The organism is Janthinobacterium sp. C22 (genome assembly GCF_057919405.1).
The window spans coordinates 4,153,094-4,175,348 of record NZ_CP193659.1 but is presented as its reverse complement, the minus strand read 5'-3'; the positions used below and the strand labels follow the sequence as shown (position 1 = coordinate 4,175,348).

Genomic DNA, 22,255 nt, shown 5'->3' with positions numbered 1-22,255 from the left:
ACACGCTATGCATCACTATCAAGTCCTGTCGCGCCTGCTGCTGTACCCGGAGCCCGAGCTGATCGCGCACCTGCCGCAACTGGAGGCCGCGCTGGCGGCCGTGCCGCAGCAGCACGCGCTGTTGCGGCCCTTGCTGGCGCACCTGGAAAGCAGCAGCCTGATCGACCTGCAGCAGCAGTACGTGGCCACCTTCGACCGCAATCCCTCGCACTCGCTGCACCTGTTCGAGCATATTCACGGCGAATCGCGCGACCGGGGCCAGGCCATGGTCGACCTGATGGAGGAATACAAGCGCCACGGCCTGCAGATGGTGGGCGACGACTTGCCCGACTTCGTGCCGTTGTTCCTGGAGTTTTTGGCGCAGCTCGACGAGGCAGTCTCGGCGCCGCTGCTGGGCGACGCCGTCCACGTGCTGGCGCACATCGGCCGCAAGCTGGCGGCCAACGGCAGCCCGTATGCGCCCGTCTTCACCGTGCTCGAACGCCTGAGCCCCGTGGCGGCAGAAATGCTGGCCGAACCGCCGGTGCGCGACATGGACGAAGCGCTGGAAACCTTCGGTCCCGGTGCGGACGGCGTCGAGCCGCTGCTGCGCCAAGGTCCGGGCCAAGGTCTGGGCCAGGTCCCGGGCGGCGTCCATCCCGTGCATTTTCACCCGCAGCCGCGGCGCGCCGCCTAACTGGCCCACTGCGCCCGCATGAGGAGAGTACATCATGAGTAATTATTTGCATCAATTTGTGTATGGCATCTATCCATACATCGCGCTGGCCATCTTTTTCTCGGCAGCCTGATCCGTTTCGACCGCGAGCAATACACGTGGAAGTCCGATTCCAGCCAGCTGCTGCACCGCGGCAGCCTGCGCCTGGGCAATATCCTGTTCCACATCGGCATCATCGGCCTGCTGTTCGGCCATGCGGCCGGCTTGCTCACCCCGGTCTGGGTGTGGGATACCTTGGGCGTGTCGCATAGCCTGAAGCAGGGCGTGGCCATGGCGGCCGGCGGCGTGATGGGCGGCCTGTGCCTGGCCGGCATCCTGATCCTGCTGACGCGCCGCTTCGGCAATGCACGACTGCGCGCCGTCACCACGGCCGGCGACAAGCTGGTGATGCTGTGGATCCTGCTGACCTTGCTGCTGGGCCTGTCGTCTATCTTTGTGTCGGCTTCGCATATGGATGGCCACATGATGGTCTTGCTGATGAACTGGGCGCAGCACATCGTCACCTTCCGCGGCGACGCCGCCAGCTTCATCGTCGATGCGCCGCTGGTGTTCAAGCTGCACCTGTTCATGGGCATGTCGCTGTTCGTCATCTTCCCGTTCACCCGCCTGGTGCATGTGTGGAGCGGCTTTGGCGCTGTTGCTTACCTTGGCCGCGCCTATCAACTGGTGCGCCGCCGTTAAGAAAGGAGTCACATCATGGGAATCTCCGTCAATGGCATCGACATCGATGATGCCGACATCGCGCAGGAATTGCCGCATCACGACGGTGCCGGCAATCCGCTGAAACAGGCCGTGCATGAACTGGTGCTGCGCCGGCTGCTGCTGGACGAGGCCGGACGCCTCGGCGTGCAGGGCGGCAGCGATGACGACCGCATCGAGGCGCTGTTCGCGCAGGAAGTGCGCGTGCCGCCCGCCGACGATGCGGCTTGCCGCACCTTTATGCACAGCGCCCGCAGTTGTTTCGCAGCGGCGCGCTGGTCGAGGCGCGCCACATCCTGTTTCAGGTGACGCCGGAAGCGCCCTGGAGCTGCTGCGCACGACGGCGCAAGCCGTGCTCGACGCCCTGAAACTGGCGCCCGAGCGCTTCGCCGAACTGGCGGCGCAGTACTCGAACTGCCCGTCCGGCGCCCTGGGTGGGAGCCTGGGCCAGCTGTCGCCGGGCCAGAGCGTGCCGGAATTCGACGCCCTCGTGTTCCGCCTGGAAGAGGGCGCGCTGGCCGGCCACTTGCTGGAAACGCGCTTCGGCTACCACATCGTGCAGGTGCAGCGCCGGGTCGAAGGCCAGGCCATCGCCTACGAAGCCGTGCAGGCGCAGATCGCCGACCGGCTGGCGCGGGCGGCGTGGCAGCGCGCCGTGCACCAGTACCTGCACTTGCTGGTGGGGCGCGCGGACATCGCCGGCATCGAGCTGGAAGGCACAGCCAGTCCGCTGGTTCAGTAAGTAGAAATGCGTAGCTAAAAAGGCGTAGGCCGCTAGGCCTTCTGGGGCACAGCCAGATCGTGCCCCAGCCTTTACAATCACGGAAGAATCAGGAGTAGCGTCATGGGTAGCGTCAAGTTGCAGGACCGTTTTGGACGTTCGATCGATTATGTGCGGCTGTCCGTCACCGACCGCTGCGATTTGCGCTGCGGTTATTGCATGCCCAAGGGTTTTCGCGGCTTCGAGGAGCCGAAGGACTGGCTGACGTTCGACGAGATCGAGCGCCTGCTGGGAATTTTTGTGCGTCTCGGCACGCGCCGCGTGCGCCTGACGGGCGGCGAGCCCCTGTTGCGGCGCAACCTGCCGCAGCTGGCGCAAAGGCTGTCCGCGCTGCCCGGTCTGGACGACCTGTCGCTGTCGACCAACGCCACCCAGCTGGGCAAGCATGCCGCGGCCTTGCGCGCGGCGGGCGTGGACCGCATCAACGTCAGCCTCGATTCGCTCGACCGCGCCTGCATGCAGCAGATCACGGGGCGCGACAGCCTGCAGCCGATTCTCGATGGCCTGGTGGCGGGCAAGGCGGCCGGTTTCGATCCGATCAAGATCAATATGGTGGCCATGCGGGGCGTCAATGACGGCCAGATCGAGGCCATGGCGGCGTTTTGCATCGAGCAGCAGTTCATCCTGCGCCTGATCGAAGCCATGCCGATGGGCAGCACGGGCCGCAATGCCAGCTACATGCCGCTGGGCCCCGTGCGCGAACGCCTGGCGGCCCGCTTCGGCCTGGTGCCGCAGGCGATGGAACTGGGTGGCGGGCCGGCGCGCTATATGGCGACCCCCGACGGACGCTCGAGCATCGGCTTCATCACGCCCATGTCGCAGCATTTTTGCGCCACCTGCAACCGCGTGCGCCTGTCCGTCGATGGTACCCTGTACCTGTGCCTGGGCCAGGAAGAAAAATTCGCGTTTGGCCCCATGTTGCGCGGCGGGGCCACGGATGCGCAGATCGAAGCGGCGATCCGCGCCGCCATCGAACTGAAGCCGCAGCAGCATGATTTCAATACGCAGCCGGACAAGATTATCCGGTTCATGGCGCAGACGGGCGGCTGAGTGGATGTGTCACTGCTGGGGTCAGACCCGCCGGGGAAATACGTCCCAGTGGGCCGTATTTCGATCCGCAGGGACTGACCCCGGATCTTTGCCTGTGGGTGGAGTGATGTCGCTGACTTGACTGCATAGGGGCCACAAACAGGTATTTATTAGGGGTAGTATGAAATTGAAGGCGATGTTTTCTTCCTGGCAGAAGCTGTCGACCAAGATCGTCGGCGCGCTGCTGCTCATGCTGGTGCTGGCCCTGAGCGCCATCGGCTGCACCCTGTTCCTGTCGTGGCAGCTCGAAGGCAGTTCGGCCGCCATCAACGAGACGGGCCGGCTGCGCATGCAGACTTACCGCCTGACCCTGCTGCTGGCCAGCGACGCCCGCGAACAGGCGCGCCAGCAGGTGCTGCTGATCGACGAGACCCTGGCCAAGATTGGCCACGGCGACCCGCAGCGCCCCTTGTTCCTGCCCCCCAGCACGGCCATCAAATCCGAATTCGAGCGCATCGGCACCGCCTGGCGCGGCGCCTTGCGCCCGGCCGCGCTGGCCGCCGATTCCGCCGCGCGCGCGCGCCAGTTCGAGCATGACGCCGATACCTTCGTCGGCCAGGTCGATCAATTGGTGCGCCTGATCGAGCACGATAGCGAGCAGCGCACTTTCTGGCTGCGCGCCTCGCAGCTGATCCTCGTCGGCATGGCCGTCATCGGCACGGTCAGCATGATTTACCTGATGTTCATGCTCATCATCGAGCCGGTGACGCGGCTGCGCCTGGGCATGCAGCGCATGAAGGAGCGCGATTTCAGCGTGCGCCTGGCCGTCGAAAGCAATGACGAATTCGGCCAGCTGGCCAGCGGCTTCAACCAGATGGCCGACCGTCTGCAGGCGCTGTACGGCAACCTGGAAGAGGGCGTGCGCAGCAAGACGGCCACGCTGGAATACCGCAACCGCGAGCTGGCGCTGCTGTACGAAAGCGCGGCCTTTTTGCAGCGCCCGCAACCGCTGGAAGACATCTGCGGCGGCTTCATGCAGCGCATCGTCGATTATTTCGAGGCCGACGGCTCCACCGTGCGCGTGCTCGACGCCGAGCGGGGCAACCTGCACATGGTGGTGCATACGGGCCTGTCCGAAGAACTGGTGGCGTCCGAGCATTGCCTGAAGGTGGGCGACTGCCTGTGCGGCACGGCCGTCGAGATGAAGGTGGCGAAGGTGCACGACATGCGCCGCATCGACAAGGCGCACGAGCTGCGCTGCCACCGCGAGGGTTTTGCCACCGTTTCCGTCTTCCACATCCATGCGCACGAACAGCACCTGGGCTTTTTCAACCTGCATTTCCGCCATGCGCGCGTGTTTTCCGCGCGCGAGCTGGCCTTGCTGGAAACCCTGGGCCAGCTGCTGGGCATCGCGCTGGAAAACCTGCGCCTGGCCGCGCGCGAGCGCGAAATGGCTATTTCCGAAGAGCGCAACCTGGTGGCGCAGGGCCTGCACGACAGCATCGCGCAAAGCCTCAACTTCCTCAACCTGCAGGTGCAGATGCTCGACGACTCCGTGCGCAACGCGCGCTTCGACGAGGTGGCGGGCATCGTGCCGGCCCTGCACGCGGGCGTGAAGGAAAGCTACGAGGACGTGCGCGAACTGCTGGCCAATTTCCGCAGCCGCCTGATGGAAGATGACCTGATCGGCTCCCTGCGCGCGGCGCTCGACAAATTCCGCCGCCAGACGGGCATCGATGCCGAGCTGCTGGCCGACGTCGACGGCGCGCCATTCCCCCGCGAGCAGCAATTGCAGTTATTATTCATCGTGCAGGAAGCGCTGTCGAACATCCGCAAGCACGCGCAGGCCAGCCACGTCGAGGTGCGCCTCGCTGACCACCAGGATTTTACGCTGACGATCAGCGACAATGGCGTCGGCTTCGACGCTGCCGCCGTGCTGGAAAAGGGCGACAACCATGTCGGTATCCATATCATGCGCGAGCGCGCGCAGCGCATCGAGGCCACGTTCGACGTGCATGCCTGTCCCGGCGGCGGCACGACCGTCGAACTGCATCTGTCGCGCGAGCAGCGCCGCGCCGCCTAAGCCACTATCAGAAAGTACAAAAAAATGGAGACTCCCGATAAACCGATCACCGTCATGCTGGTGGACGACCACGCGCTGTTCCGCAGCGGCATACGCTCGCTGCTGCAGCGCCATACGGAATTTTCCGTCGTGGGCGAGGCCGCCGACGGCGTGGAAGGCATCAAGCGCGCCATCCAGCTGCAGCCCGACGTGGTGCTGCTGGACCTGAACATGGCCGGCATGTCCGGCGTGGAAGCGCTGCAGCTGATGCAGCACGACTGCCCCGACACGGCCATCGTCATGCTCACCGTGTCGGAAGACGCCGAAGACCTGGCCACGGCCCTGCGCGCGGGCGCCTGCGGCTATCTGATCAAGAATATCGACGCCGACTACCTGGTGCGCGCCATCCGCCGCGCGGCGGCCGGCGAAGTCGTCATCGCCGAAGCGATGACGGGCAAGCTGGTGGCGCAGTTGCAGGCGGGCACGCGGCGCGAGGAGCCCGTGTCGGAGCTGGACAAGCTCACCCCGCGCGAAAAGGAAATCATCGACTGCCTGTCGCGCGGCGAGAGCAACAAGGGCATCGCGCGCACCCTGGACCTGGCCGAAAGCACGGTCAAGATCCACGTGCAGAACGTGCTGAAAAAACTCAACCTCACGAGCCGCGTGCAGGCGGCCGTGTACGCGGTCGAGCACCGCCAGGGGAAGTAGCCCGAGTTGGGGTCTGACCCGCCGGGCCGGACCCCATGGCTATTATCTCTAGTCCTTTATGCCGATGGCGGCATCTGCGCTTTTAAAGTAGTATATTGAATATATCTTTAAAGGCGACTCCATCATGGCCATCACTCCGATCAGCGAACCTTCTTCCTCTCCCGCCGCCTCCGGCGCGGCGCCCTGGCAAGCCGGCCACGCCGTCTGGCAACTGGGTTTCCGCCCGTTCTACCTGCTGGCGGCCGTGTTTGCGGCCGTCACCATACCCTGTGGCTGGCCAGCTATGCGGGCTGGCTGACGGGCGGTCTGCACGTGGGACTGGGCTGGCACATGCACGAGATGGTGTTCGGCTTCGCCGTGGCCGTCGTCGTGGGTTTCCTGTACACGGCGGGGCGCAACTGGACGGGCTTGCCGACGCCGCACGGCACGGCGCTGATGGCGCTGGTGGCGTTGTGGCTGGCGGGGCGCGTGGCCATGCTGTGCGGCCCCGGGCTGCTGGCGGCGCTGGTCGAGTGGCTGTTCCTGCCGCTGGCCGCCTGGCCCCTGTACCGCGTGCTGCGCCGCTCGGGCAATACGCGCAACCTGTTCCTCGTCGGTCTGCTGGCCTTGCTGGCGCTGGCCAACGGCCTGTTTCACGCGGCCGTGCTGGGCGCTCTGCCGCTGTCGCTGTTTGTGCCGGTGCAGGCGGCCATCTTCATCATCGTGCTGATCGAATCGGTGATCGGCGCGCGCGTCATTCCCATGTTTACCCGCAATGGCGCGCCTGGCAGCACGCCGGTGGCCAGCCCGCAGCGGGCCTTGATTGCCGTGGCCTGCATGGCGGCCGCCGCGATCGCGTGGCTGGCCGGCGCGCCGGCCTGGCTGACGGCGCCGCTGGCGTTCTGTGCTGCCGGCGTGTCGCTGGCCAATCTGCTGGCGTGGCAGCCGCAGCGCACGGTGCGCGTGCCGCTGCTGTGGATATTGCACCTGTCGTATGCGTGGATAGGCATCGGCTTCGCGCTGCTGGCGGCCGCCAGCCTGGGCCTGCTGCCGGCCAGCGCCGCCTTGCACGCGCTGACGGTGGGCTCGATGGCGGGCCTGATCATCGGCATGATGACGCGCACCACGCTGGGCCACACGGGCCGTGCGCTCAAGGGCGGCAGGGCGGAAGCGGCGATGTATTGGCTGATCCAGCTGGGCGCGCTGGCGCGCCTGCTGGCCGCCGTCGGTCCCGCCGCGCTGGCCATGCCGCTGCTGCTGGCCGCCGGCGCGTGCTGGTCGCTGGCCTTTGGCCTGTATGCGTGCGTGTATGCGCCGTATCTGTGGCGCGCCAGGGTGGATGGCCGCGAAGGCTAGGCGGGTATCAGAACGGGCGCCAGGCCAGCAGTTTTCTGATTTCCGGCGTCCAGTAGGACAGCGATTCGCCCACGACGAATAGCAGCAGGCCCAGCATCAAGGCTCTCAACAGCAAATCCCTGCACCAGATCATGGCGTCTCCTGAATTTTCATACTGGCAAGTCTATCATTCGCATGCGCTGCCATGTTGCGTTTCTGGCACGGCTGCCTGGCCGGGCGCCGGCGCCTGTGCCGTGTATGCGGCGGCGGCATCGATGGCGTGCGCCAGCGCCTGTTCCAGTGCATCGAGCGCGGCTGACGCATCGTCGCCCCCGTGCAGCAGTTGTTCGGCTTGCTGTGCGGCTTGCAGCGTGGCGGGCAGGGCCAGGCTGCCCGCCACGCCGGCCAGCTTGTGCGCCAGCGCGGCGGCGTCGCCGCGTGCATCGGCCGCCAGCAGCGCGCGCATGGCGCTCACCGTGTTGCGGTAGGTGTTGCCGAAGTGCGACAGGTGCTGGCGGTAGGGCGCTTCGCCGAGCCACTGCGCCATCCCTTGCTTCAGGTCGATAACGGAGGCCGCTCCGCCCGCCCGCACGGGCGTCGCGGCTGCGGCCATGACCGTCGGCAAGGCCGGCAGCCCTTGCGCATGGCGCCGGTGCGCGCTTGCGATCAGGGCGATGGTCTGCGGCACGTCGAACGGTTTGCTGATGAAATGGTTCACGCCCGCTTCCAGTGCCGCCGCGCGCTGGGTCTGGAACGCACCGGCCGTCAGGGCCACCACGGGCAAGTCCTGGAACTGCGGCAACTGGCGCAGCGCGCGCGTCGCCTGCAAGCCATCCATCACAGGCATCTGCACATCCATCAGCACGATGTCGACGTCGGCCGGGTGGGCCAGCAGCCAGTCCAGCGCCTGCTGGCCATCGCAGGCGAACGAGGGCAGGGCACCCTGGTCGCACAGGATATGCTTGACCACGTCGCGGTTGATCTCGCTGTCGTCGACCACCAGCACGCGCACGCCGGCCAGCACGCGTTCGCCCAGCGCCGCGTGGCCCGCGTCCAGGCCGGCCGCTTCGGCGCGCCGCCGGCGCGCTTCCATCGTCGCGTTGTACAGGCTGGAGGCCGTCACCGGTTCGTTGAGGATGGCATCGGCCGGATTGGCCGGGTCCGTATGGCGGCGCGCTGGCGCCGTCGCCGGCGCGCCGCTGGCCGCCAGGATGACGATGGGGCAGTCCTGCGGCGGCAGGTGTTCGCGCAGCGCGCGCGCCGTGGCTTGCCCGTCCAGGTCCGGCATGCGCGCGGCCAGCACGATGACGCCGGGCCGCGCGTCCCCGGCGCAGGCCAGCGCATGTTCGAGTGCCGCCTGGCCGCCGGACACGGCATGCACGCTCCAGCCCAGGCCCCGCGCCACGGCGGCCACGGCGGCGCGCGTGTCGGCCTTGCCATCGGCCAGCAGGACGCGCAAGCCCTGCATGTCGGGCGAGGACGGGGCGCTGGCGGGCAGCAACTGCAGCGGCACCGTGAAGCTGAATGCGCTGCCCTGGCCCAGACCGCTTGTCAGGCGCAGCGCGCCGCCCATCAGACGCACCAGCTGGCGGCAGATGGTCAGGCCCAGGCCCGTGCCGCCGAAGCGGCGCGTGGTGGAGGTGTCGGCCTGGGCGAAGGCGGAAAAGATCGCTTCCTGCACCTCGGGCGCGATGCCGATGCCCGTGTCGCGCACGCAAAAGCACAGCACCGCGGCGTCGCCGTCGCGGCTTTCCAGCGCGCTCGTCAGCTCGACCGTGCCCTGCGCGGTGAACTTGATGGCATTGCTGGTCAGGTTGACCAGCACCTGTTCCAGCCGCAGCGCGTCGCCCATCACGTGGTCGACGCCATCGGGCAGCGGCCCGATGCGCACTTCGATCGGCTTGTCGTGCGCGGCCACGCCCATGCTGGCGGCGATTTTTTCGATCACCTCGGCCAGGCGGAACGGCGCCCGTTCGATGGTCATGTGGCCCGCCTCGATTTTCGACACGTCGAGCACGTCGTTGATGATGCCCAGCAGGGACTGGCCGGCGGCGCGGATCTTGCGCGCCATGAGCAGCGCTTCGCCTTCGAGACCGTCCCGTTCCAGCAGCCAGGCCATGCCGAGGATGGCGTTGAGGGGCGAGCGGATTTCATGGCTCATGTTGGCGAGGAATTCGGCCTTGCTGCGGTTGGCCGCTTCGGACGCGTCGCGCGCCAGCAGCATGGCTTCTTCGGCCTGCTTTTGCGCGGAAATATCCTGAGCAAAGATCAGGGTCGCCGGTCCATCCTTGAGCACCACGCGCGTGGTGGTCTTGAACATGGGCACGGGCAGGCCCTGCTTGCCCAGGCCGACGGCCTCGAACACCTGTTCGGCGGGCGAGTCCGCCTCGATCAGTGCTTCATTGGCGGCCAGCGCCGCCTGCGATTGCGCGGAGATCATGGCCGACCAGGGCAGGCCGTTCAGATTGTCATCCGCCGTGTAGCCGTGCAGCCTGCGGTAGCGGGGATTCGAGTAGATGAAGCGGCCGTGGCGCAGGATGGCGATGGCCACGGGGGCGTCTTCGATCAGGGTGCGAAAGCGCGTTTCGCTGTCGGACACGGCTTGCATGGCCTGGCGCTCCCTTTCCTGTTCCGCATGCCAGGCGGCCTGCTGGCGGCGCCGCCGCTGGCTCCAGAACAGCAGGCTGGCCGCGGCCAGCGCCAGTATGGCAAAGGCGAGAACGTAGCCGAGCGCCTGGCGCCGCAGCGGGGCGGCGATGGCCGCCTCTTCGCGGCTCAGGCCGATGAAGAGGGCGCGGTCCATGTGCAGGGCCGGCGGGGCGATGGTCGCCATGGCCATGATGCGGGGGCGGCGCCGCCGGCAATTTCGACGCCGCTCAGGACACCCGCCTGATAGCCGCTGTCGCGAAAGCGCCGCAGGAAGCCGCCGGGGACGTCCATATCGGCGCCGTTGGCATTCCTGGCGGGATAGTTGAGGAATTGCCGGCCGTCGCCATGCAGCACCACGGCCCAGACGTCGGGGGCGTACATGGCGGTGCGGAACTTGGCCGTGAAGTATTCGGGGGCGAAGGTGGCCACCACCACGCCGGCAAAGCGGCCTTGTTTGTCCTGCACCATGCGCGACGCCGTGATGACCAGGTCGCCCTTGAAGGAATGGAAGGGCGCCGAGACGTACAGCATGCGCGCATCGGGGGCGTCGCGCGCCGTCTGGAAGTAGCCGCGGCGCGAAAATCCTGGTCCGCCAGTTCCGGGATGTTGGTGGCGACCGGCTTGCCGTCTGCGTCGATGACCAGCATGGTGCGCACGCCCGGCATGGCGTCGACCAGCGCGGCCAGGCGCCGCGGCAGCGCCTGGCCCGCGTCGGGTGCGGCGCCGGCGGCGAGATAGTCGCGGATCACGCCGCCGAGCACCAGGTTGGTCGCTTCCAGGTCGACTTCGATGTTTTTGCCAGCAGCGCCGTCAGCACGCTCAGGCGCTCGCGTTCGGCCGCGTCATGCCGCGCGGCTTCGGCCAGATGCGCGTAGGCGAGGGCGGCAGCCACGATGAGCAGCCCGAGGAGCAAGAACAGCCATTCGATCCATTGTCTGCGCACCGCCGCCGCATCTGTGTGATAGGTCATGTGGCGATGCTATACCCGATAGGGATGGAGAACAACTTTTGTGCACAACTATGCATGTGATAGTGTGGTCAATTTGCCCCCAAGGGACAGGGGAAGGTGCAGGCGGAAGACGGCGCCCTGGCCCGGCACGGATGCCACGCCGATGCTGCCGCCCATCAAGGTGATGAGCTGGCGCGCGATGGCCAGGCCCATGCCGGCGCCGTCATGGGCGCGGCTTGGCGAATCGTCCGCCTGCGAGAATTTGTCGAAGATGAGGCCCTGCTGCGCCGGCGCGATGCCGATGCCCGTATCGCGCACCTCGATCCGCAGCTCCGCGCCGCTGTGCATGACGTGTACGTCGACCCGGCCCGCGGCCGTGTAGCGGATGGCATTGTCGAGCAGGATATCGAGCACGCGCACCAGGCGGACGCGGTCGCAATCGATGCTGGGCGGCGTGGCGGGCGCCACTTGCGCGGCCAGCTGCAGGCCCTTGTGCGCCGCGCGCGGCCGGTGCGGCGCCAGCGCCAGTTCCAGCAGCTGGTCGAGTGGCGCGGCGCTGGACTCCAGCCGTACCTGGTCATGCTCGAGCGCGCTCAATTCCATCGCCGCCTCAACCATGGCCAGCAACTGGCGGCCGCTGTCGTGTATCGTTTGCGCGTAGGCGGTCTGTTCCGGCTCGCGCAGCTGTTCCTGCAGCAGCTCGGAAAAACCGAGGATGCCGTTGAGGGGCGTGCGCAATTCATGCGACATGTTCGACAGGAAGCGCGACTTGGCCTCGCTGGCGGCGATGGCCCTGGCGCGGCTGTCGACCAGGCGGCCGATCAGCAGCACCAGCGCGGCCCACGACAGCACGATCAGCGCGCTCGTGATGGCCGCCATCAGCAGCGCCTGGTCGCGGCGCGAGACGTAGTCGGCCAATACCGTGTCGCGGTCCAGCCCGACGAGCATGTAGAGCGGGTAGCCGGCCAGTTTTTCGAACGCATAAAAGCGCAGGGCGCCGTCGACGGGACTGCGTTCGATGAAGCTGCCCCGCGTTTTACCTTGCATTAAAGAAAATACCTTGCTGCCGCCGATATCCTGGCCGATGGTGTTGACGGTGCCGACCCGGCGCGCGCGCACCACGCCGTCGCTGCCGACGAGCTCGGTGGAGCTGTTGTCGCCCAGATCGACTTCGTCGTACAGGCGGGTAAAGTAATACGGGTCCATCGAGACCACCACCACGCCCTTGTAGCGGCCATCGGCATGGTTGATGCGGCGCGTCATCTGGATCGACCATTTTTTCGATACGCGGCCCAGTACTGGCTTGCTGATATACAGTTCGCCGCTGTCGCGCCGCATGTGCACGCGTACGTGCTCGCGGTCGGCCAGGTTGGTCGGCTGGAAGGGCCGGCTCGACAGGACCGTGTCGCCCTGTTCGTCGACGATGCTGAACAGGTTGTACAGGGGGCCGGGATTGAGGCCTTGCTGCAGATCCGCCACGATATCGAGGCGGCTGCCCAGCGCCTGGTAGCGGCTGCGCAAGTACGTGGCCGCCTGGTCTGCCGCTTCGATCGTGCGGATCGCATGCTCGTCGAAGACGCGCGCCATGCTGCGCGCATCGCGCCCGGCGCTGGCGATGGCGGCGTCGCGGGCGTGCCGCAATTGCAGCACGGTGATGCCCCACAGCCCCGCCAGCAGGATGGCCATGAAGAGCGACAGCAGGGTGCGCGTATCCCAACGCTCCCAGCGTTCCCAGGCCATGGCCTTCCAGTGTCTGTGCTGCCGCATGCCGCCTCCGCAAGGTCCGTCGGTTCTTCCAATTGTGCCGTTGTGCGAGGATGCCCGGCGTCACTGGCGCGTCGATTTATCAATTATATCGAATATAATTGATTTTATCGAATAAAATGATTTTTGCGGAGAAAGTGTTGTATTGTGCGCGGGCCGGGCGGCTCGCTAGCGTATCGCCGCCTGGCGCGTCAGCCAGCGGTCGACCATTGCGCGCAGCTGGGCGGCCGTAAACGGCTTGGGCAGATAATCGTCCATGCCGGCCGCCATGCAGCGCTGCCGGTCGTCCTCGGTGACGCCGGCCGTGAGGGCGATGACAGGCAGGCGCGGCGCGCCGCTGGCCGCTTCGCGGGCGCGCAGGGCCTGGCACGCCTGGTAGCCGTCCATGACGGGCATCATGCAATCCATCAGGACCAGGTCGTAGGGCTGTGCGGCCAGCGCTTGCAGGCCCAGCGCGCCGTTCTCCGCCGTGTCGATGCTGTAGCCGCGCGCACTCAGCTGCAGGCACACCAGCTGGCGGTTCAGCGCCGTGTCCTCGACGAGCAGGATGCGCGCGCCCCCTTCCGGGGCCGTTGCGGGCGGGGCGGCCGGTTCCGATGGCGGCGCCAGTTCTGGCTCTGGCTCTGGTTCCGGCTCCGGCTCCGGTGCCTGGACCGCCCGGCAGGGCAGGCGCACGGTGAAGCGGGAACCGGCGCCGGGCATGCTGCTGCAGAAAATCTGGCCGCCCAGCAGCGCCACCAGGTGCTTGCAGATGGTCAGGCCCAGCCCCGTGCCGCCATAGGCGCCGCTGATGCTGTCGTCGGCCTGGCAAAACGGTTCGAAGATGCGGCTCAGCTGCTGCGCCGTCATGCCGATGCCCTGGTTGCTGACCATGGCGACGAGGCAGGCGCTGGCGCCGTCCGGCGTGGCCGGTTCCAGGTGCAGGCGCACGCTCACCGTGCCGGCGGGCGTAAACTTGATGGCATTGCTGAGCAGGTTGCCGAGGATTTGCGCGAGGCGCGTGCGGTCCGAGCAAATCAGCGGCGGCACGCTGCTGCCGATTTCGCTGACCAGGCACAACTGCTTCCCGTCCGCCTGCGGGCGGTGCAGCGCCAGTACGTCATCGAGCAGCTGGCGCGGATCGAAGTCGCGCAGCTCGATGCCCATCTGGCCCGCCTCGACCTTGGACAGGTCGAGGATATCGTTCAGGATGCGCATCAGGTGCTGCACGCCATCGCCGATGCGCTGCGCATGCTGCCGCTGCGGCGCATCGGGCGCGGTGTCCCGCAGCAGTTCGGCCATGCCGGCGATGCCGGCCATCGGCGTGCGGATTTCGTGGCTCATGACGGCCAGGAAGCGCGACTTGGCGGCATTCGCCGCTTCGGCGCGCGTTTGCAGCGCCAGCGCCATGGCCGCGTCGCGCTCCTGGCGCCGCAGCAGGGCCATGATCAGCGCGATGGCCCCGGCCAGCACGAGCAGGCTGACCACGGCCGCGCCGCCCATGGTGCGCAGCATGCGCCGCCAGCCCGCCAGGTAGACTTCGTCCGTCACGGTCACGTTGATGGCCAGCGGATAGTCGCGCACCAGCCGTACGCCGGCCAGGCGATCGACCGTGCGTCCCCGCTCGGCCGCGCGCGGCGTGTCCACCTGCAGCACGCCATCGGTCTTGCCCTGTTCCAGCAGGCGGTAGGTGCTGCCCGTCAGGTTGCGCTTGCCCATCATCTCGGGTACGGCCGGCCAGCGGGCCAGCAGCGTGTAGTCGCTGCGGTACAGGGAAAAGGCCGTGTGTTCGCCGATGCTGGTGCTCTGGAAGAATTTGCTGAAGAAGTCGCATGACAGGCCGACCAGCACCACGCCCAGGAAGCGGCCGTCCGGCCCGCTGATGCGCCGGCTGATATAGAAGGTCCAGGCGCCGTTGCCCTTGTTTTGCACGGGTGCGCTGACATGCATGCCGCCGTCCGGGTGGCGCCGGTGATACTCGAAGTAGTCGCGCTCGCCGAGGCGGATGGACGGCGCGGGAAAGGCGCGGCTGAAGGCCAGCACGCTGGCGTCGCTGCCGACGATGGACACCACGTCCACTTGCGGCACGCCGCCGATCTTGTGCCGCAGCGTCTGGTGCATGGCCGGGGTGCCGACGGCGGCGGCCAGCGCTGGCGCGTCCGCGGGGGCACCGATCTCGTTGCTGACGCCGTCGAGCACCAGACGGGCGGCCGTGATGCTCTGCGCCGTGTTTTCCGCCAGCAGCAGCGACAGGTTGGACAGGTCCTGTTTCCAGTCATCGACGGCTTCGCGGTACAGCAGCACGCCGGAGACGGCGATGCGCAGCGCCAGCAGGCCCACCAGCACCAGGCCGACGACGGCCGCCGTCGTGCGCGGCCGGTAGCGGTGCACCAGGCGCAGGGCGGCCTGGCGCGCGTTCATGCCTGCGCGCCCGTGTATTCAAGCATGCTGCGGCGAACCTCCTGCTCCACCGCGCCGAGCAGCGCCGCCGTCTCATCGAGCCAGTCCGCTGCCGCCACGCCCTGGTGGCGCACCAGCCGCTCGAGTTCCGCCAGGCGCGCCACCAGGGCGCCGGCGCCCAGCAGGGCCACGGTGCCGCGCAAGGTATGGCAGCTATGCACGATGGCTTGCGCCGCGCCGCCGCGCACGGCCTGCTCGACGCGCGCAAACATGGCCGGCGACGTGTCGAGGTAGGTCTGGGACAGGGCGCGGAACATGTCCAGGTCCTGGCCGGTGGCCTGGAACAGCACGGCGGGATCGATGTGGCGATAGGCTGGCATGGCGGCTCCGTGGCGAGGGGAAAGCGGTGGCGCGAAGGTGACGCGCTAGGCGGCCAGGCTGTTGCGCCGCGCATGGCCGGCGCAGCAGGCGCGCAGATAGCCGCGCAGCTCGTCGTAATTGACGGGCTTGGCAAAGAAGACGACGCCGGGCGGCACGCCGCCCCGTTCTTCCAGTTCCTCCGGCGTCAGGCTCGACAGCATGGCGATGTGCATGTCCGCCAGCAGCGGGTCGGCCAGGATGGTGCGGATCACTTCGTAGCCGTCGATGCCTTCCATGACGATGTCGGCCAGCAGGATGTCGGGCTGGTCGCGGGCGATTTCCATCAGCGCCTGGTAGCCGTTCTCGCAAAAGCGCAAGTCCGCCTGCAAGCCCCATGAGCCGATCTGCTTTTCATACAGCGCGCGCTCGATCGGATTGTCTTCGATCACGAGGATGGAGGGCGGGCGCCCCGATGGGGCGGGGCGGCTGGCGCGTGCCGCGCGCTGATCCTGGCCCGGCTGGCCGGGATTGCCCTTGTAGGCTTCGACGGCCGCGAGGGGAATGCGCCGGTGGCCGCCCTTGGTCTTCCAGGCTTCGATCACGCCCGCCTCGACCAGTTGCTGCACCGATGTCACCGAGATGCCGAGGATCTCGGCGGCCTTTTGGGTAGTGCAAACGTCTGCAGTGTGCATGATGGGCTTTATGGTCGCATATGAAGTTGAAGGGAATGATACGCAATCGCGCTCAAAAAATCAATTTCAACGAATTAGATGAATTCACTAAAATCCTGGCGTGCGCGCGCGGCAGGGGACAAGATGGGCCTGCGGTTCCAGGATCTCGCGCCACTCGCTCCACTCGGCGTTGCTGTGGCGCAGCAGGGTTTCCATGCGCTCCCCGTCCAGGCCCAGCACCCGCGCGGCGGCCAGGGCCGGCCCGCGCGGTCCCGCGCCGTTGCGCAATATCAGGTCGGCGAAGCCGCTGGCCAGCTTCAGCAGCCAGGCCAGGTCCGTCATGCGCCCGGCCCGCCCGAAGCCGGGCGGCGCGGCATGGCAGCGCACGGCGTCGCACAGGATGTCCGGCATGCCCCAGCCCCGCATGAGGATGGCCGACAGCGCCAGCTGGTGGTGGCCGAAGCGCTGCGACTCCGTGCACAGCAGCCGGGCCGTGGCGCCATTGCCGTGCTGCTCCAGCAGTTCTTCATATTCCCGCGGCTGCAAGGTGGCCAGGGCCAGCTGGCCGCAGTTGGCCAGCAAGCCGCAGCTGTACAGTTCATCGGCCGGCGCCAGCTGCAGCGCGTCGCCGGCCACGCGGGCCGCGCACGCCATGGCCAGCGAGTGCGACCAGAAGCGCTGCGCGTCGAAGTGCGCGCACGTGGGCGCGGGCAGGGCGGGTGCCGCGAACGCCTGGCGCAGGGCGGGCAAGCCGATGGCCGCCAGCATCGTGGCGTTGACGGCCGCATGCATGCGCTCGCCCGGCGGCACGCCCGCATTCGCCAGGCCGATGACCTTGCCCGTCAGGACGGGATCGCAGCCCAGTTGTTCCGCCAGCTCGTCGAGCGGCAGCTGCCGCTGGCACAAGGTGGCCAGCCACTGGCTGCGCCAGGCGGGCGAAGGCAGGATGGTGCCGCCGAGCAGGCGCGCCAGGTCGATGTGCGCGCTCATGGCCGGCTCCCGACGCTGCCGCGCGCATCTGCCTGCGCCGCGCCCGCCGTTTGCAGGGCCGTGACCGCCTGCGACAGCGCATCGAGCGCCATCAGCAGTTCCGCATGCAGGCGGCGCAGCGCGCCCGTATCGTTGGAAAAGCCCGCATGCACGGCCTGGCGCGCCAGCGCCTGCAAGGGAGCAGGCCCATGGACTGGCTGCCGTCGAGGATTTCCTGCGCCAGCACGCGCGCCGGGGCGGCCCGCTCGCAGCGCAACGCATGGGCGATGCCTGCCAGGCGGTCGCGCGTCTCGGCCACGAACAGCGCCAGAATTTCGCCCTGCAGGCGCCGGTCGCAGCCGAACATGGCGTCCAGGCGGGCCGCGTCGAACGGCAGCGTTTCCTGCGCCTTGGCTGGCGGCGGTGCGCTGTCAGCCGCTTTGGCTGGCGGTGCCGTTTTGCGCATCTGCAGCAGCGCATGCAGATCGGCCGGCGCCGCGCGGCCGGCCCGGCGCCAGCGGGTGCGGCGCCAGAGCAGGGCGGCCAGCAGCAAGGCCAGGCCGGCAAGGGCCAGCGCCGGGCGCATCAGCGACAGGTCTTCGCAGCGAAGGAAGGGGTGGATGGCGAGGAAGGTGTTCATGACAGTGCTCCAATGCTATCTAGGCAAGTGATCCTGCGTAATGGCGGACCTAAAAGACGTCCCAGTCGCCCGCATCGGCGGCGGCCGGCGCCGTGGCTCTGGCCTGGCCTGCGGGCCGCGTGGCGACCAGCTTGAGCGCCGCCTTGTGCTGTGCGGGCCGCCGGGTGGCAGGCGCTTGCGGTGCCGCGCCGGCCTGGCCTGGCGCCAGCCTGAAGGCGCCTACCACCCCAGCCAGCCTGGCCGCCTGCTCCTGCAGCGACTGCGATGCCGCCGCCGCTTCTTCGACCAGGGCCGCATTCTGCTGCGTGACTTCATCCATCTGCGTGACGGCGCGGTTGATTTCCTCGATGCCCGTGCTTTGCTCCGCGCTGGCGGCCGAGATTTCGCTGACGATGTCGGTCACGCCGCGTACGGTGTCGACCACTTCCGTCATGGCGGCGCCGGCCTGCTGTACCAGCTTGCCGCCTTGTTCGACCTGTTCCACGGAGTCGCCGATGAGTACCTTGATTTCCTTGGCGGCGGCGGCGGAACGGTGGGCCAGGTTGCGCACTTCCGTGGCCACGACGGCGAAGCCGCGCCCCTGTTCCCCGGCGCGCGCCGCTTCCACGGCCGCATTCAGGGCCAGGATATTCGTCTGGAAGGCGATGCCGTCGATGACGCCGATGATGTCGGCGATCTTGTTGGACGAGCCGTCGATCGCTTCCATGGTGCGTATCACGTCGTCCATCACCTGGCCGCCACGCTGTGCCTTGTCCGAGGCGCTGACGGCCATTTGCTTGGCCTGGCGGGCATTGTCCGAGTTTTGCCGCACGGTGGCCGTCAGTTCTTCCATGGCCGAGGCGGTTTCTTCCAGCGAGCCGGCCTGCTGTTCCGTGCGCGCCGACAGGTCCAGGTTGCCGGCCGCGATTTCGGCCGAGGCCGTGCCGATGCTGTCCGTGCCCGCACGCACTTCGGCCACGATGCGCACCAGGCTTGCGCTCATGTCCGCCATGGCCAGCATCAGCTGGCCCACCTCGTCGTTCGACGTGGCGTTCACTTGCACGCTGAGGTCACCGCCCGCGATGCTGCGGGCCACGCCGATGGCGCCGGCCAGCGAGGCGGCGATGCGCCGCGCCAGCAGCAGACCCATGCCGGCCACCAGCGCCGTCACGGCCAGGGCCAGGCCGATGGAAATCCAGCGCGCGCTGGCCGCGGCGGCGGCGCCGTCGGCGGCACCCCTGGCGGCCAGGTTTTCGTTGTAGCGGTGGTGGGCGGCCAGGGCGTCGACCAGTTCCTTGATGATGGGCTGGTTTTCCATCAGCAAGTCGCGTGCCGCGTCCAGTTCGCCCGCCTTCGACAGCGCCAGCACCTTGTCGCGCACCGTGTCGTAGCGCGCCAGCACGGCACGCTCCGCGGCCAGCAGCGCGCGGTCCTGCTCATCGGTGATATCGTCTTTTTCATACTGGTCGAGCGCCTTGCCGACCGCCGCGCGCGCCTGCTTGATGCCCGCTTCCAGGGCATCGCGTCTGGCGGCATCCTTGCTGGCCATGTGCTGCCAGACGGCCGTGCGCATCTGCGCGAACGGCACGAAAGCCTGGTTCAGGGTCAGCAGGCTGGGCACCGTGTTGACGGTGGCATAGCTGGCCGCCGCGTACACGCGGTCCATCTGGTAGATGCCAAAGCCCGCCAGGGCGGCCAGTCCCACGACGACGGAAAGGATCAAGGCGTACAGCCGTTTAGCGATGGTCATGATGGGCGCCGCTCCAATGAAGTGAAATTCAAGAAAATGGTTGTTTTCGGTGTTTTTTCCATTCTACGATAAAAATATGTTTTATTCGAGAAATTTGTTGTTGATTTATTTTATTCAATGATTTTCATCAAAATCGTACTGTTGTGCCTGTCTGGACCGCCGGCCCGTGTATAAAAAGCCACACGGCGCGCGGCGCGCGTTCTCGCGTGTGGCACGCTTTGCCGATTGGTGAAAAAATGGGATTTGCTTGATCGCCATCAAATACGGTGCGCAGGCGCGTGCCGCCGACTGACTCTTGTAAAGGAGCATCATGACTGCCTCTGCCCGGCCTGGACCCTTGTTAGTATTCACCGCAGTCATCTTCATCCTGCTTGGACTGGCGCTCGTTGGCGGCGGCGCTTGGCTCGTCAGCCTTGGCGGTTCCTGGTATTACGTGGTGGCCGGCATCGGCATGCTCGTCGCGGGCGCGCTCGTGTGGAAGGGGCGGCGCAGCGCCCAGCTTTTCCTGGCCCTGCTGCTGTTCGCCACCCTGATCTGGTCCGTCATCGAAGTGAAGTTCGACTGGTGGCAATTGCTGCCACGTCTCGATATCTGGTTCGCCGCCGCCGTCTGGCTGCTGCTGCCGTTCGTCGACCGCCGCCTCGACCCGCCATTGACGGCCGGCGCAAAACCGCGCGACGCGGGCAAGAGCGCCCTGACGGCGGCCGTGGTGCTGACGACCGCCGTGGGTATCTTTTCCCTGTTCCAGGACTATTACACTTTGCATGGCGAAGTGCCGGCCGAAAACATGGCGGCGGCGCCGCAGGGCGATTTCGCGCCGGGCGTGGCGCCCAACGACTGGGCCGCGTATGGCCGCTCCGGCTATGGCGACCGCTATGCGCCGGCCGCGCAGATCACGCCGGCCAACGCCGCGCAGCTGAAACAGGCGTGGGTCTACCACACGGGCGACTTCAAGGGGCCGAACGACCCGGGCGAGATCGCCAACGAAGTCACGCCGCTGAAGGTGAACGGCATGCTGTATATTTGCACGCCGCACAATATCGTCATCGCGCTCGATCCGGACACGGGCAAGGAGCTCTGGCGCCACGATCCGAAGATCAACCGCGACGCGTCGAGCTACCAGCACATGATCTGCCGCGGCGTGGCGTATTGGGACGTCAATGCGGGCCGCGCCAAAGGCGACCCTGCGCCCGAGGCGGCCGGCATGGAGTGCCCGCGCCGCATCTTCGCGCCCACCATGGATGCGACCCTGATCGCCGTCAATGCCGATACGGGCGAAGCGTGCAAGAGCTTTGGTGAAAATGGCGTGATCGGCCTGTACCACGGCATGGGCATGAAGAAGCGCGGTTTTCTGATGCCGACGTCGCCGCCGGCCGTGGCGCAGAACGTGGTGGTGATGGCCGCCAGCGTGACCGACAATTTTTCCACGGAAGAGCCATCGGGCGTGATCCGCGGCTACGATCCCGTCACGGGCAAGCTGATGTGGAACTGGGATGCCTCGAACCCCGACGACACGGCGCCGATCGCCGATGGCAAGACCTATACGAACAACTCGCCCAATTCCTGGGGCGTCTCCAGCGTGGATGAAAAGCTGGGCATGGTGTACATCCCGATGGGCAATGAAACGCCCGACACGTGGGGCGGCAACCGCAACCCGCATGGCGAGAAATACAACAGCGCCATCGTCGCGCTGGACCTGGCCACCGGCAAGGTGCGCTGGGTCTACCAGACCGTGCACCACGATATCTGGGACATGGATATCGGCGGCCAGCCCACCCTGGTCGACATCGACACGCCGAAAGGCAAAGTCCCATCGGTCGTCGCCACGACGAAACGGGGCGACATCTACGTGATCGACCGGCGCGACGGCAGCCTGGTCGTGCCGGCGCCGGAAAAACCCGTGCCGACGGCCAACGCGGCCCCTGGCGACAAGCTGTCGCCCACGCAGCCGTTCTCGGCCCTGACGTTCCTGCCCGAGAAGCACATCAGCGAGACGGATATGTGGGGCACGACGCCGTTCGACCAGCTCGCGTGCCGCATCATCTTCCGCCAGCACCGCTATGAAGGGCCGTTTACGCCGCAAACGGTGGCCGAAGGCAAGATCAAGGGCGCCATCATCTCGCCGGGCCCGCTGGGCATCTTCGAATGGGGCGGGGCGGCCGTCGATCCCGTGCGCCAGTTGCTGCTGGTGAATCCCGACTACATGGGCTTTCTGGAGCGCCTGGTGCCGCGCGCGCAAGCCAATGCGAAGGGCGGCACGGGTTCGGAGATGGGCTTGCAGCCGCAGACGGGTGTGCCGTTTGCCGTGGAAATCAAGCCCTTCCTGTCGCCGCTGGGCTTCCCGTGCCAGGCGCCGCCGTGGGGTTATATCGCCGCCGTCGATTTGCGCACCATGAAAAAAGTGTGGATGCACAAGAACGGCACCACGCGCGACAGCGCGCCCGTGCCCATCGCCTTGCCGCTGGGCGTGCCCAGCCTGGGCGGCATCAGCACGACGGGCGGCGGCGTGGCTTTCCTCAGCAGCACGCTCGACTACTACATCCGCGGCTACGACGTGCGCAACGGCAAGACCGTATGGAAAGCCCGCCTGCCGGCCGGCGGCCAGGCCACGCCGATGAGCTATGTCTCCGACAAGACGGGCAAGCAGTATGTCGTCGTCATGGCCGGCGGTCATGGCTCCCTGGGCACGAAGATGGGCGACAGCCTGGTGGCGTTTGCCTTGCCGGACGAGGCGGTGAAGGAGGCGGGGAAAGGGAAGTAAGCAAGTCCGGTGCGGCACTGTCAATTGACGGTGCCGCATATTGTATTGGCGAGCGTTTCTGGGATTAATTGACGCT

19 protein-coding genes and 2 pseudogenes are annotated in these 22,255 nt (G+C 67.2%); 10 read left to right on the top strand and 11 right to left on the bottom strand.

The features are described from left to right. Positions 1–7 precede the first annotated feature (7 nt). The 8 genes and pseudogenes from narJ (at position 8) to ACRHIG_RS19595 (ending at position 7,329) form a co-directional block, all read left to right on the top strand. The gene (gene narJ / locus ACRHIG_RS19630) at positions 8–676 is read left to right on the top strand and encodes a nitrate reductase molybdenum cofactor assembly chaperone (protein WP_489630835.1); all 669 of its coding nucleotides are present in this window, start codon (positions 8–10) and stop codon (positions 674–676) included. 34 nt (positions 677–710) lie between these two features. Beyond that, positions 711–1,396, top strand: a pseudogene (gene narI, locus ACRHIG_RS19625) (respiratory nitrate reductase subunit gamma). A 15-nt stretch (positions 1,397–1,411) separates the two neighbouring features. Continuing rightward, a pseudogene (locus ACRHIG_RS19620) lies at positions 1,412–2,156 on the top strand (peptidylprolyl isomerase). Between the two features lie 102 nt (positions 2,157–2,258). Continuing rightward, positions 2,259–3,245: a GTP 3',8-cyclase MoaA gene (gene moaA, locus ACRHIG_RS19615; RefSeq protein WP_489627577.1), complete on the top strand. Its 987-nt coding sequence runs from the start codon at positions 2,259–2,261 to the stop codon at positions 3,243–3,245. Between the two features lie 175 nt (positions 3,246–3,420). After that, entirely contained in the window at positions 3,421–5,307 is a 1,887-nt protein-coding gene (locus ACRHIG_RS19610) for a type IV pili methyl-accepting chemotaxis transducer N-terminal domain-containing protein (RefSeq protein ID WP_489627576.1), read from the top strand. 24 nt (positions 5,308–5,331) lie between these two features. Then, positions 5,332–5,994: a response regulator gene (locus ACRHIG_RS19605; protein ID WP_086147379.1), complete on the top strand. Its 663-nt coding sequence runs from the start codon at positions 5,332–5,334 to the stop codon at positions 5,992–5,994. 124 nt (positions 5,995–6,118) lie between these two features. Next, positions 6,119–6,292, top strand: coding sequence for a hypothetical protein (locus ACRHIG_RS19600; protein ID WP_489627575.1), 174 nt, complete (start codon positions 6,119–6,121; stop codon positions 6,290–6,292). Then, positions 6,262–7,329 (top strand): NnrS family protein, encoded by a 1,068-nt coding sequence (locus ACRHIG_RS19595; RefSeq protein WP_489630834.1) that lies wholly within the window; start codon positions 6,262–6,264, stop codon positions 7,327–7,329. The genes ACRHIG_RS19600 and ACRHIG_RS19595 overlap by 31 nt, the downstream gene beginning before the upstream one ends. Positions 7,330–7,336: 7 nt before the next feature. Here the strand turns inward: ACRHIG_RS19595 and ACRHIG_RS19590 are convergent, their stop codons facing one another. Genes ACRHIG_RS19590 through ACRHIG_RS19580 form a run of 3 tightly spaced genes read right to left on the bottom strand, consistent with a single transcriptional unit; the run spans position 7,337 to position 10,488 of the window. Continuing rightward, complete coding sequence (locus ACRHIG_RS19590) at positions 7,337–7,462, bottom strand: hypothetical protein (protein ID WP_257218626.1); 126 nt, start codon at positions 7,460–7,462, stop codon at positions 7,337–7,339. A 33-nt stretch (positions 7,463–7,495) separates the two neighbouring features. After that, positions 7,496–10,141: a response regulator gene (locus ACRHIG_RS19585; protein WP_489627574.1), complete on the bottom strand. Its 2,646-nt coding sequence runs from the start codon at positions 10,139–10,141 to the stop codon at positions 7,496–7,498. Next, complete coding sequence (locus tag ACRHIG_RS19580) at positions 10,084–10,488, bottom strand: PDC sensor domain-containing protein (protein ID WP_489627573.1); 405 nt, start codon at positions 10,486–10,488, stop codon at positions 10,084–10,086. The genes ACRHIG_RS19585 and ACRHIG_RS19580 overlap by 58 nt, the downstream gene beginning before the upstream one ends. A gap of 72 nt (positions 10,489–10,560) precedes the next feature. Here ACRHIG_RS19580 and ACRHIG_RS19575 point away from each other — a divergent pair, with 72 nt between their 5' ends. Further along, positions 10,561–10,695, top strand: a complete 135-nt coding sequence (locus tag ACRHIG_RS19575; protein WP_489627572.1) for a hypothetical protein — start codon at positions 10,561–10,563, stop codon at positions 10,693–10,695. 7 nt (positions 10,696–10,702) lie between these two features. Here ACRHIG_RS19575 and ACRHIG_RS19570 read toward each other — a convergent pair whose 3' ends face one another. The 8 genes from ACRHIG_RS19570 to ACRHIG_RS19535 form a co-directional block, all read right to left on the bottom strand. Continuing rightward, positions 10,703–10,927 (bottom strand): hypothetical protein, encoded by a 225-nt coding sequence (locus tag ACRHIG_RS19570; RefSeq protein WP_489627571.1) that lies wholly within the window; start codon positions 10,925–10,927, stop codon positions 10,703–10,705. 48 nt (positions 10,928–10,975) lie between these two features. Beyond that, entirely contained in the window at positions 10,976–12,673 is a 1,698-nt protein-coding gene (locus ACRHIG_RS19565) for a sensor histidine kinase (protein WP_489627570.1), read from the bottom strand. 165 nt (positions 12,674–12,838) lie between these two features. Next, positions 12,839–15,070: a hybrid sensor histidine kinase/response regulator gene (locus ACRHIG_RS19560; protein ID WP_489627569.1), complete on the bottom strand. Its 2,232-nt coding sequence runs from the start codon at positions 15,068–15,070 to the stop codon at positions 12,839–12,841. Further along, entirely contained in the window at positions 15,067–15,429 is a 363-nt protein-coding gene (locus ACRHIG_RS19555; protein ID WP_475414864.1) for an Hpt domain-containing protein, read from the bottom strand. Before ACRHIG_RS19555 ends, ACRHIG_RS19560 begins: the two co-directional genes overlap by 4 nt. Before the next feature lie 45 nt (positions 15,430–15,474). Beyond that, a complete protein-coding gene (locus ACRHIG_RS19550) occupies positions 15,475–16,101 on the bottom strand; it encodes a response regulator (RefSeq protein WP_475414865.1) in 627 nt (208 codons plus the stop codon). An 87-nt stretch (positions 16,102–16,188) separates the two neighbouring features. Next, positions 16,189–17,070: an HDOD domain-containing protein gene (locus ACRHIG_RS19545; protein ID WP_489627568.1), complete on the bottom strand. Its 882-nt coding sequence runs from the start codon at positions 17,068–17,070 to the stop codon at positions 16,189–16,191. 91 nt (positions 17,071–17,161) lie between these two features. Then, positions 17,162–17,689, bottom strand: a complete 528-nt coding sequence (locus ACRHIG_RS19540) for a hypothetical protein (RefSeq protein WP_489627567.1) — start codon at positions 17,687–17,689, stop codon at positions 17,162–17,164. Between the two features lie 49 nt (positions 17,690–17,738). Next, positions 17,739–19,418, bottom strand: coding sequence for a methyl-accepting chemotaxis protein (locus tag ACRHIG_RS19535; RefSeq protein ID WP_489627566.1), 1,680 nt, complete (start codon positions 19,416–19,418; stop codon positions 17,739–17,741). 310 nt (positions 19,419–19,728) lie between these two features. On the opposite strand from ACRHIG_RS19535, the gene ACRHIG_RS19530 reads away from it, so the two are divergent. Then, positions 19,729–22,179, top strand: a complete 2,451-nt coding sequence (locus ACRHIG_RS19530; protein WP_489627565.1) for a membrane-bound PQQ-dependent dehydrogenase, glucose/quinate/shikimate family — start codon at positions 19,729–19,731, stop codon at positions 22,177–22,179. The last annotated feature ends 76 nt before the right edge of the window (positions 22,180–22,255 follow it).

What these genes read in the sequence shown, in the direction of transcription:
- narJ (WP_489630835.1), top strand. Translation starts at nt 8, where the DNA reads ATGCATCACTATCAAGTCCTGTCGCGCCTGCTGCTGTACCCGGAGCCC.
- moaA (WP_489627577.1), top strand. Translation starts at nt 2,259, where the DNA reads ATGGGTAGCGTCAAGTTGCAGGACCGTTTTGGACGTTCGATCGATTAT.
- ACRHIG_RS19610 (WP_489627576.1), top strand. Translation starts at nt 3,421, where the DNA reads ATGTTTTCTTCCTGGCAGAAGCTGTCGACCAAGATCGTCGGCGCGCTG.
- ACRHIG_RS19605 (WP_086147379.1), top strand. Translation starts at nt 5,332, where the DNA reads ATGGAGACTCCCGATAAACCGATCACCGTCATGCTGGTGGACGACCAC.
- ACRHIG_RS19600 (WP_489627575.1), top strand. Translation starts at nt 6,119, where the DNA reads ATGGCCATCACTCCGATCAGCGAACCTTCTTCCTCTCCCGCCGCCTCC.
- ACRHIG_RS19590 (WP_257218626.1), bottom strand. Translation starts at nt 7,462, where the DNA reads ATGATCTGGTGCAGGGATTTGCTGTTGAGAGCCTTGATGCTGGGCCTG.
- ACRHIG_RS19585 (WP_489627574.1), bottom strand. Translation starts at nt 10,141, where the DNA reads ATGGCGACCATCGCCCCGCCGGCCCTGCACATGGACCGCGCCCTCTTC.
- ACRHIG_RS19580 (WP_489627573.1), bottom strand. Translation starts at nt 10,488, where the DNA reads ATGCTGTACGTCTCGGCGCCCTTCCATTCCTTCAAGGGCGACCTGGTC.
- ACRHIG_RS19575 (WP_489627572.1), top strand. Translation starts at nt 10,561, where the DNA reads ATGTTGGTGGCGACCGGCTTGCCGTCTGCGTCGATGACCAGCATGGTG.
- ACRHIG_RS19570 (WP_489627571.1), bottom strand. Translation starts at nt 10,927, where the DNA reads ATGACCTATCACACAGATGCGGCGGCGGTGCGCAGACAATGGATCGAA.
- ACRHIG_RS19565 (WP_489627570.1), bottom strand. Translation starts at nt 12,673, where the DNA reads ATGCGGCAGCACAGACACTGGAAGGCCATGGCCTGGGAACGCTGGGAG.
- ACRHIG_RS19560 (WP_489627569.1), bottom strand. Translation starts at nt 15,070, where the DNA reads ATGAACGCGCGCCAGGCCGCCCTGCGCCTGGTGCACCGCTACCGGCCG.
- ACRHIG_RS19555 (WP_475414864.1), bottom strand. Translation starts at nt 15,429, where the DNA reads ATGCCAGCCTATCGCCACATCGATCCCGCCGTGCTGTTCCAGGCCACC.
- ACRHIG_RS19550 (WP_475414865.1), bottom strand. Translation starts at nt 16,101, where the DNA reads ATGCACACTGCAGACGTTTGCACTACCCAAAAGGCCGCCGAGATCCTC.
- ACRHIG_RS19545 (WP_489627568.1), bottom strand. Translation starts at nt 17,070, where the DNA reads ATGAGCGCGCACATCGACCTGGCGCGCCTGCTCGGCGGCACCATCCTG.
- ACRHIG_RS19540 (WP_489627567.1), bottom strand. Translation starts at nt 17,689, where the DNA reads ATGAACACCTTCCTCGCCATCCACCCCTTCCTTCGCTGCGAAGACCTG.
- ACRHIG_RS19535 (WP_489627566.1), bottom strand. Translation starts at nt 19,418, where the DNA reads ATGACCATCGCTAAACGGCTGTACGCCTTGATCCTTTCCGTCGTCGTG.
- ACRHIG_RS19530 (WP_489627565.1), top strand. Translation starts at nt 19,729, where the DNA reads ATGACTGCCTCTGCCCGGCCTGGACCCTTGTTAGTATTCACCGCAGTC.